17 protein-coding genes are annotated in these 15,949 nt (G+C 65.7%); 8 read left to right on the forward strand and 9 right to left on the reverse strand.

The genetic code is table 11. The annotated features are described in order from the left end of the window. The first annotated feature begins 79 nt into the window (after window positions 1-79). The 7 genes from AC1DNF_RS22920 to AC1DNF_RS22950 all read left to right on the forward strand — a co-directional run bounded on the left by AC1DNF_RS22920 (window position 80) and on the right by AC1DNF_RS22950 (window position 6,633). Complete coding sequence (locus tag AC1DNF_RS22920) at window positions 80-664, forward strand: hemerythrin domain-containing protein (RefSeq protein ID WP_478150933.1); 585 nt, start codon at window positions 80-82, stop codon at window positions 662-664. Window positions 665-765: 101 nt separating this feature from the next. After that, on the forward strand, window positions 766-1,155 hold the full coding sequence (locus AC1DNF_RS22925) for a hypothetical protein (RefSeq protein ID WP_478150934.1): 390 nt from the start codon (window positions 766-768) through the stop codon (window positions 1,153-1,155). A 226-nt stretch (window positions 1,156-1,381) separates the two neighbouring features. Then, complete coding sequence (locus tag AC1DNF_RS22930) at window positions 1,382-2,677, forward strand: epoxide hydrolase family protein (RefSeq protein WP_478150935.1); 1,296 nt, start codon at window positions 1,382-1,384, stop codon at window positions 2,675-2,677. Window positions 2,678-2,737: 60 nt separating this feature from the next. Further along, a complete protein-coding gene (locus AC1DNF_RS22935) occupies window positions 2,738-3,448 on the forward strand; it encodes an SDR family NAD(P)-dependent oxidoreductase (RefSeq protein ID WP_478150936.1) in 711 nt (236 codons plus the stop codon). Window positions 3,449-3,779: 331 nt separating this feature from the next. Continuing rightward, the gene (locus AC1DNF_RS22940; RefSeq protein ID WP_478150937.1) at window positions 3,780-4,484 is read left to right on the forward strand and encodes a helix-turn-helix transcriptional regulator; all 705 of its coding nucleotides are present in this window, start codon (window positions 3,780-3,782) and stop codon (window positions 4,482-4,484) included. A gap of 31 nt (window positions 4,485-4,515) precedes the next feature. Continuing rightward, window positions 4,516-5,907: an acyl-CoA dehydrogenase family protein gene (locus AC1DNF_RS22945; RefSeq protein ID WP_478150938.1), complete on the forward strand. Its 1,392-nt coding sequence runs from the start codon at window positions 4,516-4,518 to the stop codon at window positions 5,905-5,907. A 39-nt stretch (window positions 5,908-5,946) separates the two neighbouring features. Continuing rightward, window positions 5,947-6,633 carry a sensor histidine kinase gene (locus tag AC1DNF_RS22950; RefSeq protein WP_478150939.1) on the forward strand — a complete coding sequence of 229 codons (687 nt, stop codon included), beginning with the start codon at window positions 5,947-5,949 and terminating at the stop codon, window positions 6,631-6,633. A gap of 68 nt (window positions 6,634-6,701) precedes the next feature. On the opposite strand, the gene AC1DNF_RS22955 is transcribed toward AC1DNF_RS22950, so the two are convergent. From AC1DNF_RS22955 to AC1DNF_RS22995, 9 genes are all read right to left on the reverse strand, one after another. Further along, window positions 6,702-7,205: a VOC family protein gene (locus AC1DNF_RS22955; RefSeq protein ID WP_478150940.1), complete on the reverse strand. Its 504-nt coding sequence runs from the start codon at window positions 7,203-7,205 to the stop codon at window positions 6,702-6,704. A gap of 75 nt (window positions 7,206-7,280) precedes the next feature. Next, window positions 7,281-7,907, reverse strand: coding sequence for a response regulator transcription factor (locus AC1DNF_RS22960; protein WP_478150941.1), 627 nt, complete (start codon window positions 7,905-7,907; stop codon window positions 7,281-7,283). Window positions 7,908-7,920: 13 nt separating this feature from the next. Then, the gene (locus tag AC1DNF_RS22965; RefSeq protein ID WP_478150942.1) at window positions 7,921-8,313 is read right to left on the reverse strand and encodes a response regulator; all 393 of its coding nucleotides are present in this window, start codon (window positions 8,311-8,313) and stop codon (window positions 7,921-7,923) included. A 13-nt stretch (window positions 8,314-8,326) separates the two neighbouring features. Then, window positions 8,327-9,121 carry a sensor histidine kinase gene (locus AC1DNF_RS22970; protein ID WP_478150943.1) on the reverse strand — a complete coding sequence of 265 codons (795 nt, stop codon included), beginning with the start codon at window positions 9,119-9,121 and terminating at the stop codon, window positions 8,327-8,329. Between the two features lie 138 nt (window positions 9,122-9,259). Beyond that, entirely contained in the window at window positions 9,260-11,452 is a 2,193-nt protein-coding gene (locus AC1DNF_RS22975) for a xanthine dehydrogenase family protein molybdopterin-binding subunit (RefSeq protein ID WP_478150944.1), read from the reverse strand. 1 nt (window position 11,453) lies between these two features. Then, window positions 11,454-11,948, reverse strand: a complete 495-nt coding sequence (locus AC1DNF_RS22980) for a (2Fe-2S)-binding protein (protein WP_478150945.1) — start codon at window positions 11,946-11,948, stop codon at window positions 11,454-11,456. 110 nt (window positions 11,949-12,058) lie between these two features. Next, entirely contained in the window at window positions 12,059-12,562 is a 504-nt protein-coding gene (locus tag AC1DNF_RS22985) for a RidA family protein (protein WP_478150946.1), read from the reverse strand. Window positions 12,563-12,721: 159 nt separating this feature from the next. Beyond that, entirely contained in the window at window positions 12,722-13,780 is a 1,059-nt protein-coding gene (locus AC1DNF_RS22990; protein WP_478150947.1) for an alpha/beta fold hydrolase, read from the reverse strand. 182 nt (window positions 13,781-13,962) lie between these two features. Continuing rightward, window positions 13,963-14,457, reverse strand: a complete 495-nt coding sequence (locus tag AC1DNF_RS22995) for an antitoxin Xre/MbcA/ParS toxin-binding domain-containing protein (protein WP_478150948.1) — start codon at window positions 14,455-14,457, stop codon at window positions 13,963-13,965. Between the two features lie 282 nt (window positions 14,458-14,739). Between AC1DNF_RS22995 and AC1DNF_RS23000 the strand changes: the two genes are divergently transcribed. Next, a complete protein-coding gene (locus tag AC1DNF_RS23000; protein ID WP_478150949.1) occupies window positions 14,740-15,795 on the forward strand; it encodes a GlxA family transcriptional regulator in 1,056 nt (351 codons plus the stop codon). The last annotated feature ends 154 nt before the right edge of the window (window positions 15,796-15,949 follow it).

The raw sequence follows: 15,949 nt of genomic DNA on the forward strand, positions 1-15,949 counted from the left end.
AGACCGCTCTCTCTTGATCTCCGACAAAGCGGCAAGCGGCCGGCGGTGCGAGGCTACGGGCTTCAACCTGGAGACCCGCATGACGCATGCCACCATAAAGATCATTCGCGACGAACACTCGGCCCTCTCGGCCATGCTTCGCTCCATCCTCCTGCTGCTCGCCCAGCATCGCAGGGAAGGCACGCTGCCCGACTTCGGCGCCTTGCGGGCCATGCTGTTCTACGTCGACGAGTTTCCCGAGAAGCGGCACCACCGCAAGGAGACGGAACTGCTGTTCCCGAAGCTGCGCGCGCGCACGCCGCTGTCGCGCGAACTGCTCGACCGCCTGGACGACGACCATGCGCGCGGGGAGCGCCGCATCCGCAATGTCGAGCACGCGCTGCTTGCCTTCGAGATGATGGGCGAATCGCGCCGCGAGGTCTTCGAGAAGGCCGTCGAAAGCTATGTCGACTTCTATCTCGCGCACATGGCCCTGGAGGAGCGGGAGATCCTGCCCCTGGCCGAGCGGATGCTGACGGAAGACGATTGGGCGGAACTCGACGCCGCATTCCTCACCAACCGCGACGCGCTGGCTGGGCAGGAGCCTGAGGCGGAATACAGCGCGCTTTTCACGCGCATCGTCAATGCCGTGCCCGCGCCGATCGGGCTGGGCGCGGCGCACTGACAACGTTTGGCCGGCGCGCGTGCATTAGTTCGTGCGGCCGCGAGCGCGCGCGGCTACGATGGTGCTCCCGGACGCTGCACTGTTCGGGAAGGGCAGGGGACATGAACACGCACGTACAACTGGGTTTGGCCGCATCGGTCGCTGTCGCGGGCATTTGCCTGTCAGGGATTTCCCTGGCGGCGCCGGCCGCGGATGTGGCGAGTTCGGGCGAGCAGCTGGAGGCGGACTACCGCGTCATCGCCGCGCGCTGCGGAACGCCGGCCTTCGAGAAAGCCTTCTTCAAGAGTTCGCGCGCCGCCGTCGCGGCCGGACTCGTCGCGAAAGGCCGCGATCCGGTGCTGGTCGAGAAGACGATCACCTCGCTGCGGCGCAGCCCCTTCGTCCTGGTGGCGGCGTCGGCGGACTGCCCCGCGCAACTGGAGCGGCTGAGGGATATCCAGAAGAGCAGGGCCGGCGCTCGCGGCAAGCCGCGCGTGTCGCAGGCGAGGTAGCGCCTCGATCTTGTGGCGGCGCGAAGCAGCAGTCGCGTCGCCCCTCGGTCTGCACTCGTCCGCCAATCCGCGGGCGACAGGATCTTCCTCACGCGATGGACCGCGGTGGCTCATACCAAGGTATCGGCCGACACCATCGTGCAATGGACCGGCACCACCTCGTTTGATTTGATTCGCTGTGCGCATCGCGCATCGATCGAACCAATTTTCAAACAAGGATTCGTTCATGACCAAGTCCTCATTCTTCAGCCGGCGCGACTTCGTGGTCGGTTCGGCAGCCGCGCTTTCCGCCCCCTTGATCACCTTGACCTCCCCGCCCGGCTTCGCCCAGGAGGCGAGTCCCCAGCCGGCCATTCGTCCGTTCCGTGTGAGCTACCCGCAGGCGGATCTGACGGACTTGCGCAGGCGCATCACGGCAACGAAGTGGCCGGAGCGCGAAACGGTCGCCGATGCATCGCAAGGCGTGCAGTTGGCGACGACGCAGGCGCTCGCACGCTACTGGGCAGGCGCCTACGACTGGCGCAAGTGCGAGGCCGGACTGAATGCCTGGCCGCAGTTCATGACCGAGATCGATGGGCTCGACATTCATTTCATTCATGTCCGTTCGAAACACAAGAATGCACTTCCGCTCATCGTCACGCACGGGTGGCCCGGTTCGATCATCGAACAGCTGAAGATCGTCGGGCCGCTGACGGATCCGACGGCACATGGCGCGGATGCAGCGGACGCTTTCGACATTGTGATTCCGTCGTTGCCGGGCCACGGGTTCTCCGCGAAGCCAGGCACCACGGGCTGGGACCCGATTCGCATCGCGCGCGCCTGGATCGTGCTGATGAATCGCCTCGGATACAGGCAATACGTGGCGCAGGGTGGCGACTGGGGCAATGCGGTCACGGAGCAGATGGCCCTGCAGGCACCCGCGGGATTGCTCGGTATTCATACCAACATGCCCGCCACGATTCCCGACGACATCGCGAAGGCGCTCCAGGCCGGCGGTCCGCCGCCGGCCGGTCTCTCGGCCGACGAGCGCTATGCATACGATCAGCTCGATTTCTTCTACAAGCATGGGCTGGCCTACGCCCAGGAGATGAGCAGCCGGCCCCAGACGCTGTACGCGATCGAGGACTCGCCCGTCGGCCTCGCCGCATGGATGCTCGACCACGACGCGCGCAGCTACGCGCTCATCGCACGTGTGTTCGACGGCCAGCCCGAGGGGCTGACGCGGGACGACATCCTCGACAACATCACGCTCTACTGGTTGACGAAGACCGGCGTTTCCTCGGCACGCCTCTATTGGGAAAGCAAGCTGGCCTTCTTTGCGCCGAAGCACGTCGCCATTCCGGTGGCCGTGAGCGCCTTTCCGGACGAGATCTATACGGCGCCGCGCAGCTGGACGGAGCAGGCCTATCCCAAGCTCGTCCACTACAACAGGCTCGACAAGGGTGGCCACTTCGCGGCGTGGGAGCAGCCGCAGCTCTTCGTGTCGGAGCTGCGCGCCGGATTCAAGGCGTTGCGGACCTGAGCGACGGACTTTTTCCAGCATCAAGCGAGCGGCGTGCATCGCCGCGAGAAGGGATTTGCCATGAACTCGACCCAGAAAGCAGCCATCGTCACCGGCGCATCCCAGGGCATCGGCGCCGGACTGGTGCAGGCATTTCGCGAACGCGGCTACGGCGTCGTCGCAACCTCGCGATCCATCCAGGCGTCCGACGATCCCGACATCCTGGCGGTGGCGGGTGACATCGGCGCGGCCGATACGGCCATGCGCGTCGTCTCTCAATGCCTCGAACGCTTCGGACGCATCGACACGCTCGTCAACAACGCGGGCATCTTCATCGCGAAACCCTTCACCGCGTACACGGAGGCCGACTTCCTCTCGCAGATCGCCACCAACGTCGCAGGCTTCTTCCACATCACGCAGGCCGCCGTCAAGGTGATGGAGCGCAGCCGGTCCGGGCTCGTGGTGAGCATCACGACAAGCCTGGTCGACAATCCCAGCGCCAACGTGCCTTCGGTTCTCGCGTCGCTGACCAAGGGCGGGCTGAATGCGGCGACCCGGTCGCTGGCCATCGAATATGCCGCCCGGGGCATCCGGTTCAACGCGGTGTCTCCGGGCATCATCAAGACGCCGATGCATTCCCCGGAGACCCACGCCGCGCTGTCTGCGCTTCATCCGGTGGGCCGCATGGGCGAGATCAGCGACATCGTCGACGCCGTGCTGTACCTGGAATCCGCCCCCTTCGTCACGGGCGAGATCCTGCACGTCGACGGCGGCCAGAGCGCGGGTCACTAGGCAGCTCTCATCGACGATCGAGTGGCGCGCGAGCCGGCCATGGTGGTCCGCGGCGCCGCATAGCGGCGCCCGTGGTGGGCGCGTTCCGATTGCCGGGCTCTCCGGCTTCCGCGCCGTGAGTGCTTCGTTTCGACGCTCTCGGCGCGCGCCGCGCCGCGGTTGCGTCCCACTCCCCGCATGCCGCGCTCCCCCCGTTCTTGCGTGCCGAACACCGGCCTCGCGGTCGGCCACCTTCGCATGTCCGGGGCCGGGCGCACCCTTTTGGCGCCTCTGGACGGCTCCGCATTGCCCGGGCCGGTTTGACTTCCGGATATTTTTGACTATTCTGACTATGGATTTAGACGAAACATCCGGGAAGCAGCCCGAAGCATCCCGAACCTGGGGCTCACTCGTGAAGACGATTGCGGCAGGAGATAGTCGGCAGAAGGTTCTGGCCCACTTGCTGGACCACAAGGGCGGGTCGACCGTCGACGAGATCATCGCGGAAGTCGGCCTGAGCAGGACCGCCGTGAACCAGCACCTGATGGTGCTCGAGCGCGAGGGCTACGTCGGTCGGGCGGCGACTTCCCGCAAGACGGGTGGACGCCCCGGCCACCTGTATGTGCTGACCGAAGCGGGTGTGAACCTGTTTCCGAAGAAGTACGCCTGGTTCTCGAGACTGCTTCTCCAGTCGATGCGCGAGCAGTTCGGCGAGGAAGAACTGGGCAGGAGCATGTACGACCTCGGCGTGAAGACGTCCGCCGACCTCATCCCACGCCTCATCGGCAAGAACAGGGTCGAACGCATCAACGAGATCGTGAGCGTCATGAACGAGACGGGATTTCGTGCCGCCACGATCACGGCGGAGACGTCCGACAAGCTGCCACGCGTGCAGTGCACCAGTTGCGTCTATCACGACCTCTCCAGGGACTATCCCGAAGTTTGTCGATTCGATATTGGCTTCCTGTCCGGGCTGATGGGTGCCGAGGTCGAGCATCAGGCGTGCATGCAGCGCGGCCAGGACGCCTGCCGATTCCGCTTCAAGCCGAAGGCTTGACTCCCCCGACCCCTCCATTGACGAGGTGAACATGAGCATTGATTTCACGCTCACCAGCGCGCAGCAGAAGCTGCAGCGAAACGCCCGCGAATTCGCGGTCGAGATCCTTCAGCCCGTGGTCAAGGCTGCGGACGAGGAACCCGATACGCAGCGTGGCTTCGAGATGCTCAAGGGCGCCTATGTCGAGTGCCACAAACTGGGATTCGCCATGGGCTTCCTGCCCAGGGAGTATGGCGGCGGCGGGGTGAGCAATGTCGACCTGCAGATCGTGGCCGAGGAGATCACGGCGGTCGATCCCGGATTCGCCACGGTGCTGCTGGTCAACGGCCTCGCACTGATGCCGCTGGTCTGGTTCGGCAGCAATGCGCAGAAGCAAAAGTGGCTGCGCGAGGCAACCAGCGACCCGCGGGGCGAGTACCTGGCCGGATGGGTCGTGAGCGAGGCTGCCGGATCGCCCGGCGGCACCGCCAACTTCGACCACCCGGGCACGCATCCGGCGGGCGTCAGCCTGATGGCGAAACTCGACAAGGGTCGAGGGGAATATGTCCTCGACGGGACAAAGTACTGGCCTGCCAATGCCGGCGGCTGGGACCTGAAGGGTGCCAACGTCAATGTGTGCATCGTCCGGACGGACCCCCAAAAGGGCGGCACGACCGGGTTGAGCGCCATCGTGGTGCCGCGCGGAACGCCCGGCGTCAGCTATGGGCCGCCGATCTCCAAACTCGGGCACCGGCTGTGCCAGAACAACGCGATCAGCTTCGAGAACTGCAGGGTTCCGCAGGAGAACGCATTCGCCATCGGAGACGGCGACCTGGTCGTCAGCAAGGCCTTCACCTGGTCGGGGCCGGTGGCCGCGATCGCCGCTGTGGGTGTGGCGCGCTCGGCGTACGAGTTCGTCCTGAGGTGGGCGAAATCGACGACCGCGGGCGGAAGCGTGCCGATCATTCACCACCAGGCGGTGGGCTATGCGCTGGCGGAGATCGCGATGAAGATCGAGGCCTGCCGCGCCTTCTCGTGGAAGGCCGCGCATTACCTGGACCTGCACGACGCGGAGGGCCACGCCGTCGGTGCCATGGCCAAGGTCTTTTGCGGCGAAACGCTGTTCAGTAGCGTGTTCCGCGCCATGCAGGTGATGGGCGTCAACGCTCTCGACAGGCGGCATCCCGTCGAGAAGTTCCTGCGCGAGGCGGCTGTCTTCCCTCTCTATGACGCCGGGAACATCGGCATGCAGATGCGCAAGATCTGGGGCGTCATGCTCGATCCGGACTTCGATCCCAGGGCGATTTCGGACTCGCGTGAGATGACGTTCAAGAAGTCCATGGAGGGTGCCGGGCTGGCGATGCCGACGGCGACGGCGACGGCTGACAATGCGCCGCCGACACGGACTGCGCATCCGCGCCGCCCCAGTCCGATCCAGGGGTGAGCCATGCACGCCATCAGCCAGATCACCCCAGGCGGCCACATGATCGACGTGGTCACCGCATCGATTGCGCACGAGGTCCGGCAACCGCTGACCGCGATCATCGTGAGCGCGGCCGCCGGCTCTCGCTTCCTCGATCATTCACCGCCGGACCTCGACCGCGCCAGGGAGGCGTTCAGGCGCATCGTCGCCGACGGGCGGCGCGCCGGCGCGGTGGTCGAGGACATTCGGGCGAACTTCAGACGCGATCACGGCACCGCCGTCGCGTTCAGCATCGGCGAGTGCATCGAGGGCGCCATCGCACTGAAGCGCTGCGAACTGGAACTGCACCGGGTCCAGGTACGGGTCCGGATGGAGGCGAATCGGCCGCTGCCGAAGGTGCGCGGCAACCGGATCCTGCTGCAGCAGGTGCTTCTGAACCTGATCGCCAACGCGATCGAAGCGATGGCCGAAAGCCCGGAACCCAGGGCTCTGTGCGTGCGGACCTGCGCTTGCGGCGACGACGAGGTGCTGATCGCGGTCGAGGACACCGGGCCGGGGGTCAGCTCCTGCCCGGCCGATCACATCTTCGATCCGATGTTCACCACCAAGCCCGACGGAATGGGCATGGGTCTCGCGATCTGCCGCGCCATCGTCAGGGCGCATCACGGCGAATTGTGGTTCGCGCCAAATGCGCCGAGCGGGGCCGTGTTCCAGTTCACGCTGCACACCGTCGAGGCTTTTTCGTGAGCGGCGACATCGGCGTTCGCCGATGCGTTGCGACGTCCCTGGCGGTTGCCTTCGGTCATTGATCCGTGTCATACCCGGCCGGGAAGCCGCGTCGTGATCTCCTGCAGCATCCAGCCATTGCCGTCCGGATCGCTGAACGAGGCCCAGCTGCAATAGGAGCGCCCCTGAGGGTCCGGACCCGGCACGCGTCCCTGCGTTCCGGCGTGGTGGAAGACACCGCCCACGTCATGAAACACGGGGCTGACCTCGACTCCGTGGCCGATGAGCTGAGCGCGGGCCGCCTCGATGTCGTGGACGATCAGCATCAGGTCCCGGATCGAGCCGGGACTTGCGGCAGTGACGTTCTTGCCGAAGATGACCGAGCACGGCGAGCCGGGCGGGGTCAGTTGCACGACGCGCAGGTCGTCGCCGTTGGCGAAGTCGGCATCGAGGCGCCATCCCAGGCCGCCATAGAAGCGCTTGGCGCGATCCACATCGGACACCGGCAGGACGACGACTTCGAGTTTCATTTCGACCACGCCGACGCTCGCGGCCGGGGCAGCCTGTTCATTGCTTGTCGGGACTTTGCTCATTGTTGGACTCCATGGAATGGTGGGTGAGGGTCGGGAAAGGACGCTGCCGCGAGGGCTCGGGGCCGCCGGACGCCGTCATCGGCGGACCGTGGCGATGCGCAGGCGCGAGGCCATGTTCACCAGGTCGGCCAACGAGTCGGCCTCCATCTTGCGCATCACCTGACCCCTGTGCGCCTTGACCGTGATCTCGCTGATGCCCAGCTCGCCGCCCACCTGCTTGTTCAGCAGGCCGGTCACCACCAGCGCCATGACTTCCCGCTCCCGGCGGCTGAGCGAGGCGTGGCGCTGCCGAAGCGCGCGCAGGCCTTGCTCCTCATCGAGGGTCGTGTGGCTGCGTTCGACGGCCTGCTGGATGGCCCTCAGCAGCGCTTCGTCATCGAATGGCTTCGTCAGGAACTCGACGGCGCCAGCCTTCATGGCCCGTACCGTCATGGGCACGTCCCCGTAGCCGGTGATGAAGATGATCGGCATGTCCATGCGCTCGACAGCCACCATTTTCTGAAGGTCGAGGCCATTGAGATCCGGAAGGCCCACGTCGAGGACCAGGCAGCTTGGAGCGAAGGTGCGTGGGCGTGCCAGGAACTCCTGTGCGGAGGCGAAAGTTTCCGGTTGCCAGCCCGCGCTGCGGATCAGGAGATCCAGCGATTCGCGGACCGAGATGTCGTCGTCGACGACGAAAACGGTGGGTGCGGCGTGTGCCATGGATCACCTCGGCTCATGGGACAGGTGCGCTCGGCTCGTCGGGAAGTGCAGCAACGAGCGCGCCGAGCAGGTCGCTTTCGCTGAAAGGCTTGAACAGGCATTCGACCGCCCCTTGTGCGAGCAGGCGCGGGCGAAGGGTGTCGTCCGATTGTGCGGTGATGAAGATGATAGGGGTCTGGTGTCCCCGATGCTTCAGTTCCCGCTGAAGCTCGGGCCCGGACATGCCGGGGATGGCGATGTCGAGGATGAGGCAGCGGGTCCGGTCGATGCGTCCGGACTCAAGGAACTGCTGCGCCGACGAGAACGCCTCGACCATGTAGCCGCATGCCCGCAGCAGCTCGGGCAGAGACTCGCGCACGGACGGGTCGTCGTCGACGACCGAAAGGAGCGTGGCGCCTGCCGTCATGGAGTCCTCATCCTCATGCGCGCGTCGCGCTCGCGCTGTACGCGTCGACCGGCAGCTGGGGAATGGAGAACGAAAAGGTGGCGCCGGGACCGTCGTTGGCGGCCGCCCACAGGCGGCCGTGATGGTGCTCGATGATGGCGCGGCTGACGGACAGCCCGACTCCCATGGCGTCGATCTTCGTCGTGTAGAACGGATCGAAGAATCGCTCCATGGCCTGCGTGTCGAATCCGACCCCTGCGTCTCGCACGGTCAGGCGCACCCGGTCTTCTTCATCCAGCCCGGTCTTGATGACCAAGTGCCTCGGACGGTCATGGACGCTGCTCATCGCATCCGACGCGTTCAGCACCAGGTTGAGGATGACTTGCTGAAGCTGCACGCGATCTCCCGTGACGCGTGGCAGATCCTCCGCCAGGTCGAGCCGCGGTATCACGCGGCAGCGATGGAGTTCGCTCAACGAGAGGCCGATCACTTCTCGTGTCGATTCGTTGAGGTCCACCGGGGTGGCCGTCGGGCTCGCCGTGTGAAGGAGGGCGTTCGATCGCGTGACGACGTCGGAAGCGCGATGACCGTCGCGAATGATGCGCCGAGCTGCTTCGCGCGCGCCTTCGACAAGGGGCGGATCGGCGGCCAGCATCCGCAGGCAGGTATTGGCGTTGGTGACGACGCCCGTCAGCGGCTGGTTGATTTCGTGTGCGATCGAGGCGGTCAGCATGCGAAGGCAGCTGATCCGGGTCCTGTGCGCCAGCTCGGCGCGGAGCTGGTCCAGCGCCTCGCCGGCGCGCCGTCGGTCCTCGACGTCGGTGTTCATGCCGCACCGTTTGACGCGATCGAGCTCGTTCTCCATTGCGGCCCTTTCGTTACAGTCCCCGTGTCAGGAGGATGGGCCACGCCGCGCCGGGCGTCTATGACACTTTGGTGTTGGTTCGAAAGGCATTCCGGAGTGCCGCTACGCCACTCGCAGCTGCTCCCCGACTGGCAGCTTGCGGATTCGCTTGCCGCTGGCGGCGAAGATCGCATTGGTCAAGGCCGGCATGACACACGAGGTGCCGGGCTCCCCGATGCCGCCCGGCGCCTCCAGGCTCTTGACGATGCGCACGTCGATCTCCGGTATCTCGTTGATCCGGAGCACCCGGTAGTCGCCGAAGTTGGTCTGCTCCACGCGGCCGTTCTTGATCGTGATTTCGCCATACAGCGCAGCAGACAGGCCGAACACGATGCCGCTTTCCATCTGGGCGCGAACCGTGTCGGGATTCACCACGATGCCGCAATCGACGACGCACCACGCACGCATCGGCTTGACGGTACCGTCCTTCTCGGTGCTGACCTGAACGACCTGCGCGACGTAGCTGCCGAAGCCCGTGCAGAGCGCGATCCCGCGGGCTTGCCCCGCCGGCAGCGGCTTGCCCCACCCGGCCTGATCCGCGGCGAGCTGCAGGACGGTCTTCGCGCGCGGATTCTTGTCGAGCATGGCCACGCGATAGGCCAGCGGATCCTGTTTCGCGTTGGCTGCCAGCTCATCCACGAAGCTCTCGACGGCGAAGGTCCCGCGCGTCACGCCCACGCCACGCCAGAACGCCGTCGGAATTCCGGGGGGCTCCAGCGGGACCCAGTCGACGTGGATGTCGCTGATCCCATAGGGCTGGTTGGCCGAGCCATCGACCGCGTCGGGATCGATGCCGTCCTTGATCCATGCGGGGGAGTAGCGGGCAATGATGGACGAGCCGGCGATGCGATGCGACCACGCGAGTGTCTTGCCCTCCGCATCCACGCCCGCGCTCAGGCGGTCGTAGTAGTACGGGCGGTACATGTCGTGCTGGATGTCCTCCTCGCGGGTCCAGATCACCTGCACGGGCCCCTCCACATGCTGGGCGATCTGCACGGCCCGCACCGTGCCGTCGAACTCCAGGCGGCGGCCGAAGCCACCGCCGAGCAGATGGTTGTGGACACGGACCTGTTCGCGCCTGAGCCCCGTCACCGTCATCACGGCGGCCTGCGTGAGGCCTGGAACCTGCGTACCGACCCAGATGTCACAGCCGTCCTTGGTCACCTGCACGGTGCAGTTCATCGGCTCCATGGTCGCGTGCGCGAGAAAAGGCTGCTCGTAGACGGCGTCGATCCGCCGGGCAGCTCCCGCCATTGCCGCGGCGGCATCGCCATCGTGACGCGCGACCACTCCCGGCTTTTCCGATGCCGAGGCGAGCCGGGCCACGATGTCGGCCGTGGAAAGCCTCGCGTTCGGGCCTGCGTCCCATTGCGGATCGGCGGCCGCCAGGCCTTGCTTGGCGGCCCACGTATGACGGGCCACGATCGCAACCGCATCGTCGAGGCGAACGACCTGGCTCACTCCCGGTACGGCCTTCGCCTTCGCTTCATCCACCGAGACGAGCTTGCCGCCGAAGGTCGGCGAAGCGCCCACGACGGCGAACTTCATGCCGGGAGGCCGGCTGTCGATGCCGAACTTCGCGATGCCGTTGACCTTGATGGCGCTGTCCAGACGCCGATGCGGCGTCCCGATCAGCCTGAAGTCGCTCGGCTCCTTGAGCACCACGTTCTCCGGCACCGGCAGCTTCGCGGCAGCATCGACGAGCGCGCCGTAGCCGAGGCGGCGACCGCTGGGGCCATGCACGACCGCGCCGTTCTCTGCATGGCAGGTCGACGGATCGACGTTCCAGCGCGTGGCCGCTGCCGTCACGAGCATGACGCGGGCCGTCGCGCCTGCCCGGCGCAGCGGCACGTAGGTGCCGCGGATGGCGGTCGACCCCCCTGTCATCTGAACGCCGATCAGCGGATTTACATAGATCTTGTCGTCGGGCGGCGAATGCTCGATCGCGACCTTGTCGACGTCGACCTCGAGTTCCTCGGCGATCAGCATCGGGACCGAGGTGTAGGTGCCTTGCCCCATCTCGATGACGGGCATCACGAACGTGACCTTGCCGGCGCGATCGATGCGAAGAAAGGCATTCGGTGCGAATGCCGCGTCGGTGGTGAGGCTGTCGCGTATGTCGCCGCGTGCGGGCAGGCTGAAGCCGAGGAGCATTCCTGCGCCGAGCGCGCCCAGCGCGCCTGTCGCGGTGACGGCGAGAAATTCGCGGCGCGAGGCCACTGCGATGCGAGGGGTGTCGGTCATACCGGGCTTCATCTCACGCCTCCGTCAGGGTGTCGGGTTGGGACAGCGCGGTCCTGGCCGCGCCGGCTGCCTCGTGGATGGCCGCGCGAATGCGCGGGTAGGTGCCGCAGCGGCAGATATTCCCGGCCATCGCGGCGTCGATGTCCGCGTCGCTGGGCTTGGGATGGGCCGCGAGCAGCGCGCAGGCGGACATGATCTGGCCCGATTGGCAGTAGCCGCATTGCGGCACGTTTGATGCAACCCACGCCGCCTGGATCTTCTTGCCCGCGGGCGTGGCGCCGATCGCTTCGATCGTGGTGATTCGCTTCGCCACCGCGGCCGAAACCGGCGTGAGGCAGCTGCGGGTCGGCTGTCCGTCGATGTGGATCGTGCATGCGCCGCACAGTCCCATGCCGCACCCGAACTTGGTGCCGGTCATGCCCAGCACGTCTCGCAATGTCCACAGCAGCGGCATGTCGTCGGGAACATCGAGCGCGCGGTTCTTTCCGTTGACGTTGAGGGTGATCATCTCTTTTCTCCAAGGTGGGGGCCGCATCAGACCAGAGCTGCCGGGGGGAGTCCATTGGACGAAGGTGTCGGCGCCCGCGCGTACGCCCGATCAGGAGTGCGCCCGCCCGCCTACTCGGCCACCTCGAAGATGAGTTCGAGCTCGACCGGCGTCCCGAGGGGGAGGCTTGCGACGCCCAGCACCAGACGGCAGGGGTTCCTGTCCTTGCCGAAGACATCCTGCAGCACCTGCGAAGCGCCGTCCGCGACTTTCGGATGGTCGCGGACATCACCCGACGTGGCGATGAAGACGCCGAGCCGGACGATCCGCGCCACCTTGTCGAGCGACCCCAGATGCTGTCGAACCACGGCGAGTCCGTTGAGCGCCGCCAGACCAGCCGCCTGGCGCCCCGCCTCGACGTCCAGCTCCGCGCCGATGCGTCCGAGGAATCGGGCCTCGCCGCCCTCCGTGGGCAGCATCCCGGTCAGAAAGAGCAAGCCGCCGGACTGTACCGATTCCACATAGGTACCCAACGGCTTGGGCGGTGAAGGCAGCTGGAGGCCCAGCGCCTTCAACCGATGCTCGGCGCTGGCAGACTCGGAGCGGGCGGGGTGCGACGACGATGGGGTGGGCAAGATGACTCTCCTTGGCAACGCGGAGAGTCATCAGATCAGAAGCGTGAATCCCGATCTATTGGACGATGGTGTCGCCGATACCTTGGTGTCGGACGCCCGACGGTGCCAACCCCAGGCCATCGGGTTCGTCGTGAAGCGCGGGCTGCACGGCTTCCGGATTCAAAGGCGAACCACATCCGCCACGGCTGCCGCGAAGGCCTCGGGTGCCTCCTGGGGCAGGTTGTGCCCGATGCCGCCCTTGACGAGTCGATGCGCATAGGGTCCAGAGAACTTCCCGGCGTAGGCGCTGGGTTCGGGATGGGGAGCACCATTGGCATCGCCCTCGAGCGTGATGGTCGGTACGGCAATGGCGGGGCCCTTCGCCAGCCGCGTCTCGAGATCGGAATACTTCGCCTCGCCCTCCGCCAGCCCGAGCCGCCAGCGGTAGTTGTGAATCACGATGCTCACGTGATCGGCGTTGTCGAGGGCCTGCGCGCTGCGATCGAACGTGGCGTCATCGAAAGCCCACTTCGGTGAGGCGATCCGCCAGATCAGCTTGGCGAAATCGTGTCGGTTCTGGTCGTAGCCCGCTCGGCCGCGTTCCGTCGCGAAGTAGTACTGGTACCACCATTGCAGCTCGGCCTGCGGCGGCAGCGGCTTCTTGCCGGCCTCCTGGCTGCCGATCAGATAGCCGCTGACGGACACCAGCGCGTTCACACGCGCCGGCCACAGCGCCGCCATGATGCACGCCGTGCGCGCGCCCCAGTCGCACCCGGCGACCGTGGCCTTCTCGATCTTCAGCGCATCCATCAAGTCGATCATGTCGACGGCGATAGCCGCCTGCTGGCCGTTGCGGACCGTGTCGCTGGAAAGGAATCGGGTGGTGCCGTATCCACGCAGATGCGGCACGATCACCCGGTGGCCGGCCGCGGCCAGCATGGGCGCAACGTCGACATAGGTGTGAATGTCGTAGGGCCAGCCGTGGAGAAAAATCACGGGGGGACCATTGGCGGGGCCCGCTTCGAAGTAACTCACGTCGAGCACGCCGGCGTCGATGCTCTTGAGCGGCTCGAGGCGCTTGTGCGGCGATGCCCGGCGTGGATTCGCCATCGCGGCCGGGCCGCGCGGAGCGGAGGACTGCGCGAAGGCGGGCATGCTCGCGACGAACTGAGAGGCAGCGACGCCGATCGCGGCGGTTCCAAGGAATGACCGGCGGGGCAAGTTGAATGGGACTGACATGGAGAACTCCTCGAGTCGAGACGGGGCCGGAGACTTCCGTTTCCGGAGCCTCATGAACTGCAGCCGAATTGTTGGGAGAGGAGGGCATCACACCAGACGGCCGGCGTCCGGTCTATTGGACGATGGTGTTGCCCGACACCTTGACAGTGGCCGGCGCGGCCGGTCGGGCATCGACGAGATCCTCAGCCGCGTGCAATGTATCGATCGACCCGCGCCGCATCAAGAACTTCCCGCAGGCCAGTCTCCATGAGATCGACAGGCGGTCGGTCGCCGAGCCAAACGTTGGGTTGCGCGAACCACAGCGCACAGCCCCAGTTGTCGAACACATCCGACAGTTCCCTCAAAATCACCGTGACTCCCGGTCGCAGGGTCATGCCGCATGGATCGAACTGGAAAAGCGGCAGCATCGTCTGACCCTTCCATCCAAAGGCCAACGCCTCCCTGTTCACGATCCAACGCGCCACGATGGAGATCGGCTGATCGGAATGCCTGCTCAATCGCCGCGCGATGTCGTCAGCGCGGCTGATGCCTCCCGTCTGCCGGAATGCGCGCGTCATCACGTTGAAGTCCTCTTCGGTCCTCTTGTCGGTCCGCCCCAGGGCGGATTGCCGAGAATGCGCGCTGGCCCCGATTTCTGGCTGGGTCAGTGTCAAGTCATTGCTCACGATCACCTCCATCGGGATTGAGGTATGGGTCACGGAGCCATCACACCAAAACGCAACGCGCTTTTCCATTGCACGATGGTGTCGCCCGAGGCGCGGGCTTGCGCAGCGCGGCTGCGTCCGCCGCGATCTGTGCGGGCGATTGGGTCGCGGCGACGCCCATTCGTGGAACGCGGGCATTGGACCGTCTCATCGGCCTTCGGTTGAACGAATTGACACCAAGGTGGCGGCGATACCTTGGTTCAATGGAAACACGCGTCTGCTTCTGCTCTGATCGGCCGATTGGACAGTCAGATCATGAAGATCGCCATCGTCGTATTTGATGGAGTGCACGCGCTGGACGTCGCGGGACCCATGGACGTCTTCGCTGGGGCCAACAAATTCCTTCCGCCGGAACAGCGGTATCAGGTCACTCTTGTCGGGGTGCGCTCCGGGAGCGTCCGGTGCGCCAATGGATTGGAACTCAATGTGAGGACCGGGTACTTGCAGTATGAGGACCAGCCTGACCTGCTCCTCGTGGCAGGTGGCCCGAAGCATCCAGAGATGCGCCCGACGTCCGGCTTTCTTCAGTGGCTGAGCGCGAAGGCGCAGTGCTCCCGGCGTTTCGGCTCCGTCTGCGATGGCGCTTTCCCACTGGGCCCTGCTGGATTGCTGAATGGAGAGGAGCGCACCGCCCATTGGCACCACGTCGATCGTCTGGCCGCTCGGTTTCCGAGGGCGCACGTCCGGCCAGACGGGATTCTTGTTCGTGACGGCGGTCGGGCCACCTCTGCTGGTGTCGCAGCCGGAGTCGATCTCTGTCTGGCGCTGGTCACGGAAGACTGGGGCCATGAGATGGCGTCGCGCATCGCCAGGCAGCTGATCGTGTATGTCCGCCGCGACGGCGGCCAGTCGCCATACAGCCCCTACCTGGCGGCTGCCCCGGAGGAAGAGACCATCGTGGCGAAGGTGCTGCGCTATGTCACGGAACATATCAGCGAGCAGCTGTCCATCGAACAGCTGGCTGACGCCGTGGCGGTAAGCCGACGTACGTTCTCGCGTATCTTTGCGAAGGACGCCCATATGACACCGTCTGCATTCGTGGACCAGGTAAGGGTCGATTTTTCCCGCGAGCTCCTGGAGAAGACCGACCTGCCGCTGAAGACGGTCGCATTTCGATGCGGGTTCCATAGCGCCAATCACATGCGGGTCATCTTTGCGAGGCGGCTTGATACGACCCCCCGTGAATACCGTCAGCGCCTTCGCGATAAGGAGTTCGGCGAGCCGCGGGAAGAGGCCTTTGATCTGGCAACGGTCGCCCGTGTGCGAAGCACCCTCGGCGTCCATTCCCCCCAGGGGGCCGGTCCTCTGTAGCTTCGGCGTGGGCGGCAAGTCTGGCCCCGCGCTCTCCGTGGAGATCCCGAGTGATCGGCATGGCCCGAATCAGAGCGACATTGGCTCATGCAGCGGCTTGTGGGTCGCGTTCAAGTTAACTAAAGTTTTCTCACCCCCGATGCGACGTGCAAGC

Source organism: Variovorax sp. 01T432, assembly GCF_056398605.1.